This window comes from Phenylobacterium sp. (genome assembly GCF_004799515.1).
In the GTDB taxonomy this organism is placed as follows: domain Bacteria; phylum Pseudomonadota; class Alphaproteobacteria; order Caulobacterales; family Caulobacteraceae; genus Phenylobacterium.
This window is the reverse complement of the sequence record NZ_SSMX01000003.1, coordinates 18,354-31,296: the sequence shown is the minus strand read 5'-3', so window position 1 is coordinate 31,296 and position 12,943 is coordinate 18,354. Positions and strand designations below refer to the sequence as shown.

The window sequence follows — 12,943 nt, the reverse complement described above, 5'->3', positions numbered from 1 at the left end:
TGCGAACCCCGCGGGCCTGATCGGTCAGCCATGAAGCCCGGGCCTTAGCCCTTCTTCTTGTTCGTCGGCAGGACGCAGGTGCCCACGAAGGCGCAGCCGGTGGCTTCCTTCGCCGGCGCCGTCGGGTCGGCGAAGGTCATCATGTAGCCCGGCAGGCCGTCGGCGCAGGCCACTTCCAGCCGGATCGAGCCGTCCGGCGCCTTCAGCGGCGAGCCGGTCGAAGAGACCGTGCAGTCCTTCTTGTCGAGTTTCTTCAGGTCGGCGGTCAGGCCTTCCAGATCGGCCTTGCCGAGCGTGCAGCGGTAGCCGGCGATCAGGGCGTGGCCGCAGTCGAGGACCGCGCCCTTGCCGGTGGCCGGGAACATGCCGATGGCGCCGTTGCCGTCGGAGCAGACCAGTTCCACCACTTCCTTGTCGCCCTGCGCCGGGAAGATCGCATAGCGGCTGACGGTGCAGTTGGAGCCGGCGTTCTTGGCCAGCTTGGTGTAGAGGCCGGCCTGTTCGGCGGTGGCCGCGCGGGTGTCGGTCAGCGTGCAGCTGCTGCCCGAGAGCTTGGCGCAATCCAGCGTCTCGGCGACCGCGCCCTGGCTGTTCACCTTGACGATGTAGCCCTTGCCGTCGTTGCAGGCGAACTCGTAGCCCTCGGTGCCGTCGGTGAGCAGGCCGACGAAGCGGCGGTCCTTGACCGTGCAGTTGGGCTGGGCCTGGGAGGCGATCTTGTCCGCGACAGCGACGCGCTGGGCCGGCTGGCTCAACATGCACTTCACGTTGGAGTTGGCCGCGTCATACGCCAGGCAGTTCATCGACGTGGCGTCTTTGGTCAGATCGAGGGGCGCCGCGGCCAGGACGATGTAGCCGGAGCCGCTGGGGCACGACATCTCGATCACGGTGTTGGTGGCGGTCTGGCCGATGCCGCGGACCTTGTCCGGCGCGCAGGGCACCTTGGCCTTGGTGGCCAGGGCCGCGATGCCGCCCTTCAGGTTCTGGTTGTCCGGCAGGATGCAGGGATTGGGCGGCGTGCCCATGTCGGCCGGATAGTTGGCCACCAGGCAGCTGAAGATGGTCGGCGCGCCGGTGGCCGGCGCCTGGATCAGGAAGCCGATGCCCGTGGAGCCGCAGGCGACCTCATAGACGGTGGCGCCGAGCGAGCCGGTCTTCTTGTCGGGCGGCGACTTGCCGGCCAGACGCGCGTCGGAGACCTGGCAGCTTACGCCGGCGGCCTGGACGATGGCTGGAGCGGCGGCCATGCCGGCCTTGCGCGAGTCGGCGTCGACGGTGGGGGCCTTCGCGGCCGCCATGGCGGTGACAGGCGCCATCACCGCGACGATGAGGGCGGCCAGCAGCCCCAATCTCATTGGCCTCATGACTTCAGCTTCTCCTGGACGTTCCATGGGGGCATTCCGCCCGTTCGGCGCACATAAGCGCCATGAACCTCCCGGGGGTCAAGATGAGGGCGTAATGAGGGCGAAGTTCGGCGAACTTCCAAGGATTTAGCGAACACCGGTTGACGCTCCGCGGGCGGAAGGGCCCAAGGTTCAGGCGCCGCGGACCGTCAGGTGCGCGCCCGCGACCCCGGTCACTTCGACGCGCGCGCCGGCGGCCAGGGCCTCGCCATCCTCCAGCTCCGCCGGCCATTCCTTGCCATCGACGAACACCCGGCCGGAGCGGGCGGCGAAGGCGGTGACCGCACGGCCCTGGCGGCCCACCAGGCGGGCCGTGGTGTCGTTGATGTCCTGGCCGGTGCGGCGCAGCCAGGACTTCGGCAGATAGCGCCGGGCCAGCAGCGCCGAGGAAATGGTGAGCAGCGCGAAGACCAGGGCCGCCTCGCTGGGGCTGAGGCCCGCGTACTTGGCCAGGAAGGCCGTGACCGCCGCCGAGCCCGCCGGCCACAAGAGCCAGCTCGAGCCGGTCATCACCTCCACCGCCAGGAACAGGGCCCCGACCGCGAGCCAGGTCCACAGGGGATGCGCCAGATAGAGGCTCATCGGGTCCGCCATGGCTCAGCCTGCTCTCGGCGGGACGGTGGGCGGCACGGCCGGGCCGCCCCGCGGCGGCGGCGGGGCCGGCGGCGCACGGGGCCGCTGCGGCGGGACCGGCGGCTGCTCGGCCTGGGCGGTCCTCACCAGCTCGCCGATGCCGGCGATGGAGCCCACCAGCGAGGCCATGTCGGCGGGCACGATCACCGTGCGCTGCTGCGGGCTTTCGGCCAGCTTGCCGAAGGCCTCCACGTACTTCTGGGCGATGAAGTAGTTGATGGCGTTGACGTCGCCCTGGGCGATGGCGGTGGAGACCATCTCGGTGGCCTTGGCCTCGGCCTGGGCGGAGCGTTCCCGCGCCTCGGCGTCGCGGAAGGCGGCCTCCTTGCGGCCCTCGGCCTCCAGGATGGCCGACTGCTTGGAGCCCTCGGCGCGGGCGATGGCGGCGGATTTCTCGCCGTCGGCCTCGGTGATCACCGCGCGCCGCTCGCGCTCGGCCTTCATCTGGCGGGCCATGGCGTTGGTGATGTCCGGCGGCGGCTGCAGGTCCTTGATCTCGATGCGCGCCACCTTGACGCCCCAGGGGTTGGTCGCCGCGTCGATGACCTCCAGCAGCCGCGAGTTGATGTGGTCGCGCTGCGAAAGCACCTCGTCCAGCTCCATGTTGCCGACCACGGTGCGCAGGTTGGTCATGGTCAGCTGGGTGATGGCGAAGTGCAGGTTGGTCACCCGGTAGGCGGCGGCCGCGGCGTCCATCACCTGGATGAAGACGATGGCGTCCACCTGGACGGTGACGTTGTCCTTGGTGATCACCTCCTGCTGCGGGACCTCCAGCACCTCCTCCATCAGGTTGATCTTCTGGCCGATGCCTTCGACGAAGGGGGTCAGGAAGCTGATGCCGGGCTTGAGCGTGCGGGTGTAGCGGCCGAACCGCTCGACCGTGTATTCGCGGCCTTGCGGCACGATCTTGATCGCCCCCAGCGCCACCACAAGCGCCAACAGCAGGACGACAACGACGCCCACGGCCACGATCATGAAACCCTCCCCGGTTTTGCCGCGGAGCCTAGAACGGCGCGGGTCCGGACGCCACGGAAACCCATGCCGCACGGCCAAGCTCGCGCCGGCCGGTCAGGTCTGCTAGCGCTCGGCCATGTTGTGGAAGATCTCCCTCCTGACGATCGCCGCCGTGCTGGCCCTGGGGCCCGCCGCCGCCGCCGCTCCCGCGCCGGCGCCCGCCAAGGCCGCCGCTGCGCCCAAGGCGCCCGCGCCCGCCGCGCCCGCCGCCAAGGCCGCAGAAGCCGAGTTCGACGCCCGTGATCCGGCAAGCCTGGCGGCGCTGCTCTCCAGCGCCGGCGCCAAGACCCAGGTTGTGCGCCGGGAGGATGGGACGACGATGGTGACGGTGGCCTCGACGGCGGCCACCTTTTCCGCCCAGTACGCCGGCTGCAGTCCCCAGGGCCGTGGCTGCAAGGCGGTGCTGTTCGACAACCTGGTCGACCAGGCGGGGCCGTCCTTCGCCCAGCTCAACGCCTACAACCAGAGCTCAGCGATGTGCCGCGGCTATGAGGACCGGCAGAGCAAGCCGCATGTGGTCTATTCGACCCTGCTGTTCGCCGAGGATAGCCGTGATCGGATGAAGAGCCAGATCACCGCCTGGTTGGCCTGCGTGGCTGACTTCCGTGATTTCCTGAAAGACCCGAACGCCTACCTGGCGTCCGCGCCCTAGGGCGACCGGCTCGGGCGGCGCCGGCGTCTAGTCGAGCAGCAGCCGGAAGCTGAGCGGCCGCCAGCGTCCCGCGCGGATGGCGAGGACCAGGAACACCGCGCCCAGGCTGACGCACACGGCCAGCGAAACGACGGAGGCCTCCGGGCCGAAGGCGCCGCCGGTGATCAAGGGGTTCGCCATCGGCGACAGAGGAAAGTTCAGGAGGCCGGTCGCGGCCTGCCCGGAGATCGGCTGGCTGAAGAGGCCGCCCTGGGTGAAGTTCCAGGCCAGGTGGATGCCGATCGGCGGCCAAAGGCTCCGGCTCCAGATGTAGGCGCAGGCCAGCATGCCGCCGGCCTCGATCGCGATGGCCACGCTGCTGAAGGTCGTGGCGCCGGGATTCCCCGCGTGCATCAGGCCGAACAGGGCTGCCGACAGGGTCACCGCCAGCAGGGTGCCGAGGCTCTCTTCCAGCACACGGAAGACGACGCCGCGGAACAGGATCTCCTCGCCGAACCCGGCGACGATGGCGACCAGCAGGACCCCGCCAACGCCATCGAGGCCGTTGACGCCCCGGAAGCTAGCCACGCCCATCATCGCGTAGATGGCGTAGACCGTGCAGAAGAGACCCAGGCCGAGCAGCGCGCCGCAGCCCAGCAGCAGCGGCCGCGGCCTGACCTCGCCGGGCCAACGCGCCTCGAACAGCCGCACCAAGAGGGCGTAGAGCCCCATCAGTCCCAGGCACAGACCTAGCGTCCCGATCCAGTCGATGGCCGGCAGATAGGGCAGGCCCTTGTGCGCCTTGGGGTACTCGAAGTGGAACGCCAGGGTGAACCCAAGGGCGGTCAGCTGGATGAACCCGATCACCAGCAGGCGCAGCGGCGCAAAGCGGCGGATCGCTCCCCAGACGCTGCGAGGCGCGGAAGGCTGGACGGCGGCTTAGCTGGGAACGTCGACCATCGACCAGCGATAGGGCCTGGTCGGCCTCGCGTCGCACTATTTCGCCAAACCGCCTTGCCGGAGGCCTCAGTCGGCGCTGAGCATGCCCAGCAGCTTGACCCGGAACACCAGGACGGCGTTCGGCGGGATGGGACCGGAGCCGTCGGGGCCGTAGCCTAGGGCCGGCGGGACATAGAGCATCCACTCGTCGCCCACGTGCATGCGCGGCAGGGCTTCCATCCAGGCCGGGACCAGGTTGGCCAGCGGCATGATCAGCGGCTTGCCGCGGGCGATGGAGGAGTCGAACACCTGGCCGGTGGTCAGGGCGCCTTCGTAGTGGACCTTGATCACGTCGCCGGCCTTGGGAGACGGCCCCGGCGGCCCGGACTGGATGACCTTGTACTGCAGGCCGGACGGCAGGGTCTGGACGCCCGGCTGCTTGGCGTTGGCCGCGAGGTAGTCGACCGGGTTCTGCGGGATGGCCCCGACAGGGGCCGCGGCGGCCGGGGCCTGAGCTTCCGCGGCGAGCGGCGTCAGGCACGCGCCTGCGAGGGCGAGCGCCCCCAGCCAATTCAGTCTCATCGTGAGGGCGTCCTGGAGCTGTTGTAGAGGTGGGCGGCGCCGCGCGATGCGCGCCGTCCCGTCACGCCTTAGTCCGCCTGCGGCGGCGCGAACAGTCCCTCGCGGGCTTGGCGTTGCGGCCGGACGCCCTAGAGTGGGCCGATGTCCGATCCCGACGCCCCGCTCCGCGACCAGTTGATCGAAGCCCGCGACCGGCTGCGCCGGGAGCTGGAGATCCTGCGCGCACCCTCCAGCATCGGCGGCGCGCCGGACAGCCGCAGCGTGGTCGCGGCGCTGGAGCAGGAACTGCGCGAGATCGAGGACGCCCTGGCGAACCGGCCCTAGCCACGCCAGGCCGCACGGCCAAAGGGGAACGAACATGAGGGGAGCGATCATGAGCTTTGCGAAGACGGCCGCCCTGGCGGCGCTGGCCCTGGCCCCAGCCCTGGCCCTGGGCGGCCTCGCCGGGCGGGCGGCCGCCGCCGAGATCCTGATCCAGGACGAGAAGTCGCAGCCGGAAAGCCTGACCGTCGCCCCGGACGGGTCCGTGATCGCCGGCAGCGCCAGCTCGCCCTTCGTCTACCGGGTCAAGAAGGGCGCGACGACGGCCGAGCGCTTCGTCGACGCCAGCGCCGAGGGCCCGGGCACCTTCTTCTTCGGCCAGCTGGCGGACGGCGCCGCCGGCACGCTCTGGACCTGCCAACTGACGCCCACGCCCGGCTCGACGCCGGTCAAGCGCCACACCAGCCTGCGCGGGTTCGACCTGAAGACCGGCAAGGAGAAGCTGCGCTGGGACTTGCCGGGCGACAACTCGACCTGCAACGACTTCGCCGTTGGGCCGGACAAGGCGCTCTACATCACCGACACCGCCAACGCGAAGCTCTACCGCCTGGCGCCCGGCGCGACCCAGGCGGAGCTGTTCCTCGACAACCGCCTGCTGAACGGCGTGGACGGCATCACCTTCCTGAACGGCGTGCTCTATGTGAACAACGTCTCGTTCAACAAGCTCTACCGCATCCCCGTGGACGCCGCAGGCAAGCCGGGCGCGCCGGTGGACATCTGGATGGATGCGCCGGTGAAGGGGCCCGACGGCATGCGGGCGGCGGGGGGCAAGCTGTTCGTCGCCGAGAACGGGGGCGGCCGGGTGGACGCGCTGACCGTCACCGGCGACACCGCCCACGTCACGGTCCTGAAGGACGGCTTGAAGACGCCGACCGGGGTGGAGCCGGCCGGCGACACCCTGTGGATCAGCGAGCGCGGGGCGGGCAAGGTCTGGTCGATCCCGATGCCGAAGTAGGCCCCCGCCGCGCGGATTAAATCGAAGAGGGACGAAAGATGCGAACGAAGTTCGACCTCGCGGCCCTGGCCTTCGCCGCCGCAATCTGGGCGGCGCCAGCGCTCGCCGCGGACCTGCCGGCGATCCCGCTCTATGCGCCGGGCGCCTTGCCCGCCGGCGCGGCGCCGGAGCACATGGACAACGGCCTGCTGCACAACGTCAGCCAGCCTTCGCTGACGCCGGTGCTGCCCGCGCCCGGCAAGGCCAACGGCCAGGCGGTGATCGTCGCGCCCGGCGGCGGCTTTCTGGTGCTGTCCTGGGAGAACGAGGGCATGGCGGTCGCGCGGCGGCTGGCCGACGCCGGCGTCACGGCCTTCGTGTTGAAGTACCGGGTCGGGCCGACGCCCAGCGAGCCCGCGGCCTTCATGAAGTACTTCGGCGGCAAGATGGGCGAACTCAGCGCGATGGCGGCCCGCGGCGAGGCGCTGCCGCCGCCGTTCCCCACCGAGGGCCTGGCCGCCGCCGACGCCGCCGAGGCGGTGAAGCTGGTCCGCCGCCGCGCCGCGGAGTGGCAGGTGGACCCGCATCGGGTGGGCTTCGTCGGCTTCTCGGCCGGCGCCATCACCGCCGCCAGCATCGCCACCGGCGAGCCGGCCGGACGGCCGGACTTCGTGGGGATCATCTACGGCGCCCTGCGCAACCCCGTGCCCAAAGACGCCCCGCCGGCCTTCATCGCCACCGCCGCCGACGATGGGCTGGTCAAGGCCTACGCCGCGCCGATGTTCCAGGCCTGGAAGGCGGCGGGCCGCCCGGCCGAGCTGCACATCTTCGAACGCGGCGGCCACGGCTTCGGCATGAACCGCCAGGGGTCGACCAGCGACCACTGGTTGGACGAATTCCTGTGGTGGATTCAGGACCTCAAGCCATGACCCCCCAGAAAGCCACGATCCCTACCCGCCTTTCGATCCCCATCCTGCTGCTCAGCGCCGGCGCCGGCGTCGCCGCCGCGAGCCTTCCATTGAAGCCCGGAACCTATGTCCTGGCCGGCCAGTCGTGCCGCGACCCGGCCCTGGCCGGAGTGTTCACCTACGACGGCAAGGCCTTCTCCTCCGCTCACGCCGCCGGCTGCCGCTCCCTGGTCCGCTCGCACAGCGAGGGCGTCTATCACGTTTGGACGGCCTGCTCGGCGCTGGGCGACGGCAGCCCGGCGAAGGAGACCTCGGCGCTCACCACCTACGCGATCCGCTCGCCCACCGAGGTCGAGGTGCGCCAGGACCAGGAAGCCAGCGGGTCCATCTTCCGCTGGTGCGGGCCGCCGCAGGCGCAGAAGGGCGGCCAGGATCGCCAGCCCTCGTCGCGCGCCAACGGTCCGCAGTAGACGAGATCGAGGCGGAATGGCGAGCACGCCGTCCAGGCGCGCCTGCGTCTAAATCATCTATAAGTTGTAACCTGCTCCGACGAAACGCAGGGTGTCGGGGGCCGTAGCGCCGCAGAGTTCCATCGAATATTACGATGTACGCGCAACGATGCTGTATCATTTACAATTTAAAATTGAATATACGCCGTCTAATATAGAGTTATGGTTGACGAAATAAAGCTTATCGCCGAGCTGTGATCCGCCCAGAGCTTCCGAAAACACCCTGGGACCACACGATATCCTCATAACGGCTGATAAAGGAGATGTAAGGATGAGATCCATTCTTGCCGGCGGCTTGACGTTTGCCGCGATACTGGCCACGGGGCCGGCCTTCGCCGCGACCGTCACCACCTCTACGGGTTTCCTGCCAACCTACGTCGGCCCGCAAAACGGCGACCTGGAGATCTCGAGCGCCTCGGCGACCATCAACGGCGCCGACCTGGTGCTGAGCGCGACCGCCGACGCGCCGATCGGCACGACTCCGGGCGCGGTCTATGTGTGGGGGATCAACACCGTCGGGGCGAGCGCGCCCGCGCCCTTCGCCTCCGAAGGGTTCGGCGGCGTCCTCTTCAACAACGCGATCACGGTGAACCCGGCGGCCCATGCGGCAGGTGTCACGGTTTCAGGCGACACGATCACCGACATCGTGGCGATCTCGTCCTTGAAGAACGTCGTGCTTAATCCCCAGCAGTTCGGCATCAGCCTGTGGCCGGTGGCGGGCAGCGGCTTCTCCGCCTTCTCGGAGTTCGTGCCGGGCAACGGGACCTTCGCGGTCGGCGGCGTCCCCGAGCCGGCGACCTGGGGGCTGATGATCCTGGGCTTCGGCGGGCTGGGCGTCACGCTGCGCTCGCGCCGCAGGATGGTCGCGTCGGCGGCGGCCTGAGCTGATTGCTTCGCAAACCTGGCCGCCGGCGACGACGCTGGCGGCCACCCTGCGGCTTTCCCGCGATAGAGGCGTCGCCGACGCCGCCTGGCCTAGGCCGTCTCCCGCGCCCGCAACGCTCCCACCCGGTCGATCGCCGCCTCGGCCTCGGCCATGATCCGCGTCACGATCTCGCCGGCCGGCAGGACGTCGCGCACGCCGCCGGCGGACTGGCCCATGGCGAAGGCGGACTTGTCGATGTCGAGGCCCTCGACCTGGCCGCCGATGCCGCCCATGGCGCCGGCGCGGCTGGAGAGGATGGCCTGCTGCGGGAAGGGCTGGATGTCGGCCGGCCGCGCCTCCCAGTCCTCGACCCAGGCGTTCTTCTTCACCCGCATCGGCTTGCCGGAATAGGAGCGGGTGCGGACGGTGTCCTCGTCGGTCGCGTCGACGATCACGTCGCGGTACATCTGGCCCGCGTGGGCTTCCTCGCTGGCGATGAAGCGGGTGCCCATCCAGACGCCGACCGCGCCCAGGCTGAGCGCCGCGGCCAGGCCTCGGCCGTCGTAGAGGCCGCCTGCGGCCACCACCGGGATCTTCACCGCCTCCACCGCCTGGGCGACCAGCGGCAGGGTGCCGACCAGGCCAGTGTGGCCGCCGCCCTCGCCGCCCTGGCAGATCACCGCGTCGCAGCCGGCCTGTTCGGCCTTCACCGCGTGCTTCACCGCCCCGCAGACCACCATGACCTTCAGGCCCGCGCCCTTGAGCCGCGCCATGATCGGCATCGGCACGCCGAGGCCCGCCACGAAGGATGAGGCGCCCTCGGCGATGATGATCTCCACCGCGGCGGTGAGGCTGTCGGGGCTGGCGGCCAGCAGGTCGACGCCGAACGGCTTGTCCGTCAGCCCACGGACCTTGCGCATCTCGTCGCGGATGAAGTCCGGCGAGCGGCCGGCCATGCCCAGCACGCCATAGCCGCCGGCGTTGGACACCGCCGCCACCAGCTCCGCGTAGGACACCCCGCCCATGCCGGCCAGCATGATCGGGTGCGTGACACCCAGCAGGTCACAGAGCTTGGTGTGCAGGGTCATGGGCGTTCCTCCTCAGAAGATCGTGTAGCCGCCGTCGATCACGAAGCTGTCGCCGGTGTGGAAGCGCGAGGCGTCCGAGGCCAGGTAGACCGCGATGCCGGCGAAATCCTCGCCTTCGCCCCAGCGGCGGAAGGGCACGCGGCGGATCACCTGGTCGTTGAACTTGTCGTTGCCCTGGGCGCCGGCGGTCATGTCGGTGGCGATCCAGCCCGGCAGGATGGAGTTGGCGCGGACGCCATAGCGGGCGTACTCGACCGCGATGCCGCGCACCATGGCCAGCACCCCTCCCTTGGTGGAGGCGTAGGCCTCGTTGCGCGGGGCGCCGTGGATGGCGCTGGTCGACGACGTGACGACCAGCGAGCCGCCGGCGTCGCCGGCCTCGGCCCGGGCCTTCATGTGGCGCACCGCCTCGCGGAAGGTCCAGAAGACGGCATCGAGGTTGACCGTGGTCACGCGCCGCCACTTCTCGGTGGTCATCTCGTCGAAGGTCCCGCCGCCGCCGATGCCGGCGTTGGCGGCGCAGAAGTCGAGCCGGCCGAAGGTCTTGATGACCTCGGCGACGCCGGCCACGACGGCGGCCTCGTCGGCGACGTCGACCGCCTGGACCAACACCTCGACGCCATGCGCCTTAAGCGCGGCCTCGGCCTTGGCGTTCTTGCCGGGGTTCTGGCCCCAGACGGCGACCTTGGCGCCCGACGCGGCCAGGCCCTCGGCCATGCCCAGGCCGATGCCGCCATTACCGCCGGTGATCAGCGCCACCTTGCCCGTCAGGTCGAACGGCTTATAGGCCATGACCGCCTCCTCCTCTTCTCGTTGATCGCGTTGTTGATCCAGCGTCAGGCCGCGGTCCAGCCGCCGTCGACGCTGAGCGCCGCCCCGGTGGCCGCCGAACCCATGTCGGAGACCAGGTAGAGCAGCATCCCGGCCAGGTTCTGGTACTCCACGAAGGTCTTGTTCGGCTGAGCGGCCAGGATCACGTCCTCCATCACCCGGTCCTCGGGGATGCCGCGCGCCTTGGCCTGGTCGATGATCTGGGCCTCGATCAGGGGCGTCTTCACATAGCCCGGGCAGATGGCGTTGACGGTGATGCCGGTGCGCGCCAGCTCCACGGCGCAGGACTTGGTGAAGCCCACCACTCCAAACTTGGCGGCGCAATAGGGCGACTTGAACGCCGAGGCGACGAGGCCATGGGCCGAGGCGATGTTGACGATCCGGCCACGGCCCTGCGCCTTCATGATCGGCACGGCGTGCTTGGTGGCGTGGAAGGTGGACGACAGGATCACGGCGATCAGCGCGTCCCACTTCTCGTCCGGGAACTCGTCGACCGGGGCCACATGCTGGATGCCGGCGTTGTTGACCAGGATGTCCAGCCGCCCGAATTCCTTGTGCGCATAGGCGATCAGGTCGGCGATCTCGGCGGGCTTGGTCATGTCCGCACCGTGGTAACGGACGGCGGCGTTGGTCTTGGCCTGGATGGCGGCGCGGTCGGCCTCGATCTTTGCCGGGTCGCCGAACCCGTTCAGCACGACGTTGACGCCCTGCTCCGCGAGCGCCGTGGCCAGCGCCTGGCCGATGCCGCTGGTCGAGCCGGTGATCACGGCGACCTGGCCTTCGAGATGATAGTCCACGGCCATGGTCAGGCCTCCTGTTTCAATTGGGCCCGCCGCGCGGCCAGCTTTTTCGCCGACGGCGGGGGCGGCTGCGGCCGGGCGAAGGTGAACTCGCTGTCGTTGGAAAGCGAGGGCTGGAAGCGATAGCCGTCGCGGTCGAAGGCCTTCAGGTCGTGGGCGCGCTCGATGCGGTTGTCGATGGCGTAGCGGGCCATGGCGCCGCGGGCGCGCTTGGCGAAGAAGGAGATGATCCGCGCCTCGCCACCCTTCTCTTCCAGGAACTTGCAGGCGATCACCGGGGCCTTCAAGGCGTCGCGGTCGACGGCGCCGAAGTACTCCTGGCTCGCGCAGTTGACGACCGTGCGGTCCTTGTGGCCGGCCAGCGCCGCGTCCAGCGCCTCGGCGACGCGCGGACCCCAGAAGTCGTAGAGACTGGCCCCGCGCCTGGTCTTGATCCGCACGCCCATCTCCAGGCGATAGGGCTGGATGGCGTCGAGCGGCCGCAGCACGCCATACAGGCCGGAAAGGATGCGCACCCGCTCCTGCGCCCAGGCGAGCGCCCTCTTGTCCAACTCCCGCGCGCGCAGGCCCAGGTAGACGTCGCCATTGAAGGCGAAGGCCGCCTGCAGGCCGTCCTCGCTCTGGGGATCGAAGGCCTGGAACCGCTCGCGGTTCAGCGTCGCCAGGGCGTCGGAGAGCGCCATCATCCGCTTCAGGTCGGCGGCGCGCAGCTTCTTGGCGGCCTTGGCGAGCTCGGCGGTGTGATCGGCCATCTGCGGCTGGGTCAGGGGTGCGGCCTGCGGCGGCTGCGAGAAGTCGAGCGCCTTGGCCGGGGAGAGCACGATCAGCATCGCCGATGCTTTGCCGTGTCCCGCCGCCGGCGCCAAGCGATCTTGCCGACCCAGACGTTGTCGGCCATCACATCGGCGATGGCCTCCAAGCGTGCGCTCTTCATCGGCCTTGCGGCGGCGGTCTCGCTGGGCGGGTCCGCGCGGGCCGAACCGCTCAGCGCCTGCATCTGGGGAAAGCTTTCACCGGCGGAGCACAGCCGCGTCCTGGCGGCCTACGCGCACGACATGGCTTCCGGCGCGGCGGCCCTGGACAAGCTCAGCGGCAAGCTGAAGGCCGGCGCGGCGGTCTGCGCCAAGCGCCGCGACATCCCGGCCGACTGGGTCCCGACCCTCGCGGGCGCCGAGGCCGTGCAGACCTATGTGGCGTCGGCCCTGTCCGGACGAGGCCTGGACCGGCCGAAGCTCGATGCCGCCTGGGCCGCGGCGCCGCCCAATGTGGCGGCCTGTGTGCGCGCCAACGGGCGGCTGGCCTTCTATCCGAACGGTACGGGCTGCACCGACCCCACGGCCTCGGCCTGGCTGCTCCGGCGCGTCGGCCTCGCCCCCAATCAGCCGCCGGCGTCCCTGCAGGCGACCTACTATTTCAACGCCAAGGCGATCGGCGAATGGGGCGACAGCCTGGTCGCCAAGCTCAAGCGCTGAGCCCGGACGGTAA

The 12,943-nt window shown here is 70.1% G+C and carries 16 protein-coding genes; 7 read left to right on the top strand and 9 right to left on the bottom strand.

Annotated features, from left to right (window positions below; genetic code table 11):
- Positions 1–44: 44 nt before the first annotated feature.
- From E8A49_RS00885 to E8A49_RS00875, 3 genes are all read right to left on the bottom strand, one after another.
- Complete coding sequence (locus tag E8A49_RS00885; RefSeq protein WP_293375378.1) at positions 45–1,355, bottom strand: hypothetical protein; 1,311 nt, start codon at positions 1,353–1,355, stop codon at positions 45–47.
- 180 nt (positions 1,356–1,535) lie between these two features.
- Entirely contained in the window at positions 1,536–1,997 is a 462-nt protein-coding gene (locus E8A49_RS00880) for an NfeD family protein (protein WP_293375376.1), read from the bottom strand.
- A gap of 3 nt (positions 1,998–2,000) precedes the next feature.
- Positions 2,001–3,011 carry an SPFH domain-containing protein gene (locus E8A49_RS00875; protein WP_293375374.1) on the bottom strand — a complete coding sequence of 337 codons (1,011 nt, stop codon included), beginning with the start codon at positions 3,009–3,011 and terminating at the stop codon, positions 2,001–2,003.
- A gap of 115 nt (positions 3,012–3,126) precedes the next feature.
- Between E8A49_RS00875 and E8A49_RS00870 the strand changes: the two genes are divergently transcribed.
- A complete protein-coding gene (locus E8A49_RS00870; RefSeq protein ID WP_293375372.1) occupies positions 3,127–3,702 on the top strand; it encodes a YbjN domain-containing protein in 576 nt (191 codons plus the stop codon).
- 27 nt (positions 3,703–3,729) lie between these two features.
- Here the strand turns inward: E8A49_RS00870 and E8A49_RS00865 are convergent, their stop codons facing one another.
- Together E8A49_RS00865 and E8A49_RS00860 are read right to left on the bottom strand one after the other, a co-directional pair.
- On the bottom strand, positions 3,730–4,548 hold the full coding sequence (locus E8A49_RS00865) for a CPBP family intramembrane glutamic endopeptidase (protein ID WP_293375370.1): 819 nt from the start codon (positions 4,546–4,548) through the stop codon (positions 3,730–3,732).
- 159 nt (positions 4,549–4,707) lie between these two features.
- On the bottom strand, positions 4,708–5,202 hold the full coding sequence (locus E8A49_RS00860) for an FKBP-type peptidyl-prolyl cis-trans isomerase (RefSeq protein WP_293375368.1): 495 nt from the start codon (positions 5,200–5,202) through the stop codon (positions 4,708–4,710).
- Positions 5,203–5,343: 141 nt separating this feature from the next.
- Here E8A49_RS00860 and E8A49_RS00855 point away from each other — a divergent pair, with 141 nt between their 5' ends.
- The 5 genes from E8A49_RS00855 (at position 5,344) to E8A49_RS00835 (ending at position 8,757) form a co-directional block, all read left to right on the top strand.
- Positions 5,344–5,526, top strand: coding sequence for a hypothetical protein (locus E8A49_RS00855; RefSeq protein WP_293375366.1), 183 nt, complete (start codon positions 5,344–5,346; stop codon positions 5,524–5,526).
- Positions 5,527–5,575: 49 nt separating this feature from the next.
- Complete coding sequence (locus tag E8A49_RS00850; protein ID WP_293375364.1) at positions 5,576–6,478, top strand: hypothetical protein; 903 nt, start codon at positions 5,576–5,578, stop codon at positions 6,476–6,478.
- 38 nt (positions 6,479–6,516) lie between these two features.
- On the top strand, positions 6,517–7,386 hold the full coding sequence (locus E8A49_RS00845; protein ID WP_293375362.1) for an alpha/beta hydrolase: 870 nt from the start codon (positions 6,517–6,519) through the stop codon (positions 7,384–7,386).
- On the top strand, positions 7,383–7,835 hold the full coding sequence (locus E8A49_RS00840) for a hypothetical protein (protein ID WP_293375360.1): 453 nt from the start codon (positions 7,383–7,385) through the stop codon (positions 7,833–7,835). The genes E8A49_RS00845 and E8A49_RS00840 overlap by 4 nt, the downstream gene beginning before the upstream one ends.
- Positions 7,836–8,145: 310 nt before the next feature.
- Complete coding sequence (locus tag E8A49_RS00835) at positions 8,146–8,757, top strand: PEPxxWA-CTERM sorting domain-containing protein (RefSeq protein WP_293375358.1); 612 nt, start codon at positions 8,146–8,148, stop codon at positions 8,755–8,757.
- A 92-nt stretch (positions 8,758–8,849) separates the two neighbouring features.
- On the opposite strand, the gene E8A49_RS00830 is transcribed toward E8A49_RS00835, so the two are convergent.
- From E8A49_RS00830 to yaaA, 4 genes are read right to left on the bottom strand one after another with little or no spacing between them, the layout of a single operon-like run.
- The gene (locus tag E8A49_RS00830) at positions 8,850–9,827 is read right to left on the bottom strand and encodes a nitronate monooxygenase family protein (protein WP_293375356.1); all 978 of its coding nucleotides are present in this window, start codon (positions 9,825–9,827) and stop codon (positions 8,850–8,852) included.
- A 12-nt stretch (positions 9,828–9,839) separates the two neighbouring features.
- Complete coding sequence (locus E8A49_RS00825) at positions 9,840–10,619, bottom strand: SDR family NAD(P)-dependent oxidoreductase (RefSeq protein ID WP_293375354.1); 780 nt, start codon at positions 10,617–10,619, stop codon at positions 9,840–9,842.
- A 44-nt stretch (positions 10,620–10,663) separates the two neighbouring features.
- Entirely contained in the window at positions 10,664–11,461 is a 798-nt protein-coding gene (locus tag E8A49_RS00820; protein ID WP_293375352.1) for a 3-hydroxybutyrate dehydrogenase, read from the bottom strand.
- A 2-nt stretch (positions 11,462–11,463) separates the two neighbouring features.
- On the bottom strand, positions 11,464–12,288 hold the full coding sequence (gene yaaA, locus E8A49_RS00815) for a peroxide stress protein YaaA (protein WP_293375350.1): 825 nt from the start codon (positions 12,286–12,288) through the stop codon (positions 11,464–11,466).
- 42 nt (positions 12,289–12,330) lie between these two features.
- On the opposite strand from yaaA, the gene E8A49_RS00810 reads away from it, so the two are divergent.
- Positions 12,331–12,930 carry a hypothetical protein gene (locus E8A49_RS00810; protein WP_293375348.1) on the top strand — a complete coding sequence of 200 codons (600 nt, stop codon included), beginning with the start codon at positions 12,331–12,333 and terminating at the stop codon, positions 12,928–12,930.
- Positions 12,931–12,943: the final 13 nt, after the last annotated feature.

Coding starts and splice junctions, on each gene's coding strand:
- E8A49_RS00885 (WP_293375378.1), bottom strand. CDS start 1,355: ATGAGATTGGGGCTGCTGGCCGCCCTCATCGTCGCGGTGATGGCGCCT.
- E8A49_RS00880 (WP_293375376.1), bottom strand. CDS start 1,997: ATGGCGGACCCGATGAGCCTCTATCTGGCGCATCCCCTGTGGACCTGG.
- E8A49_RS00875 (WP_293375374.1), bottom strand. CDS start 3,011: ATGATCGTGGCCGTGGGCGTCGTTGTCGTCCTGCTGTTGGCGCTTGTG.
- E8A49_RS00870 (WP_293375372.1), top strand. CDS start 3,127: ATGTTGTGGAAGATCTCCCTCCTGACGATCGCCGCCGTGCTGGCCCTG.
- E8A49_RS00860 (WP_293375368.1), bottom strand. CDS start 5,202: ATGAGACTGAATTGGCTGGGGGCGCTCGCCCTCGCAGGCGCGTGCCTG.
- E8A49_RS00855 (WP_293375366.1), top strand. CDS start 5,344: ATGTCCGATCCCGACGCCCCGCTCCGCGACCAGTTGATCGAAGCCCGC.
- E8A49_RS00850 (WP_293375364.1), top strand. CDS start 5,576: ATGAGCTTTGCGAAGACGGCCGCCCTGGCGGCGCTGGCCCTGGCCCCA.
- E8A49_RS00845 (WP_293375362.1), top strand. CDS start 6,517: ATGCGAACGAAGTTCGACCTCGCGGCCCTGGCCTTCGCCGCCGCAATC.
- E8A49_RS00840 (WP_293375360.1), top strand. CDS start 7,383: ATGACCCCCCAGAAAGCCACGATCCCTACCCGCCTTTCGATCCCCATC.
- E8A49_RS00835 (WP_293375358.1), top strand. CDS start 8,146: ATGAGATCCATTCTTGCCGGCGGCTTGACGTTTGCCGCGATACTGGCC.
- E8A49_RS00830 (WP_293375356.1), bottom strand. CDS start 9,827: ATGACCCTGCACACCAAGCTCTGTGACCTGCTGGGTGTCACGCACCCG.
- E8A49_RS00825 (WP_293375354.1), bottom strand. CDS start 10,619: ATGGCCTATAAGCCGTTCGACCTGACGGGCAAGGTGGCGCTGATCACC.
- E8A49_RS00820 (WP_293375352.1), bottom strand. CDS start 11,461: ATGGCCGTGGACTATCATCTCGAAGGCCAGGTCGCCGTGATCACCGGC.
- yaaA (WP_293375350.1), bottom strand. CDS start 12,288: ATGCTGATCGTGCTCTCCCCGGCCAAGGCGCTCGACTTCTCGCAGCCG.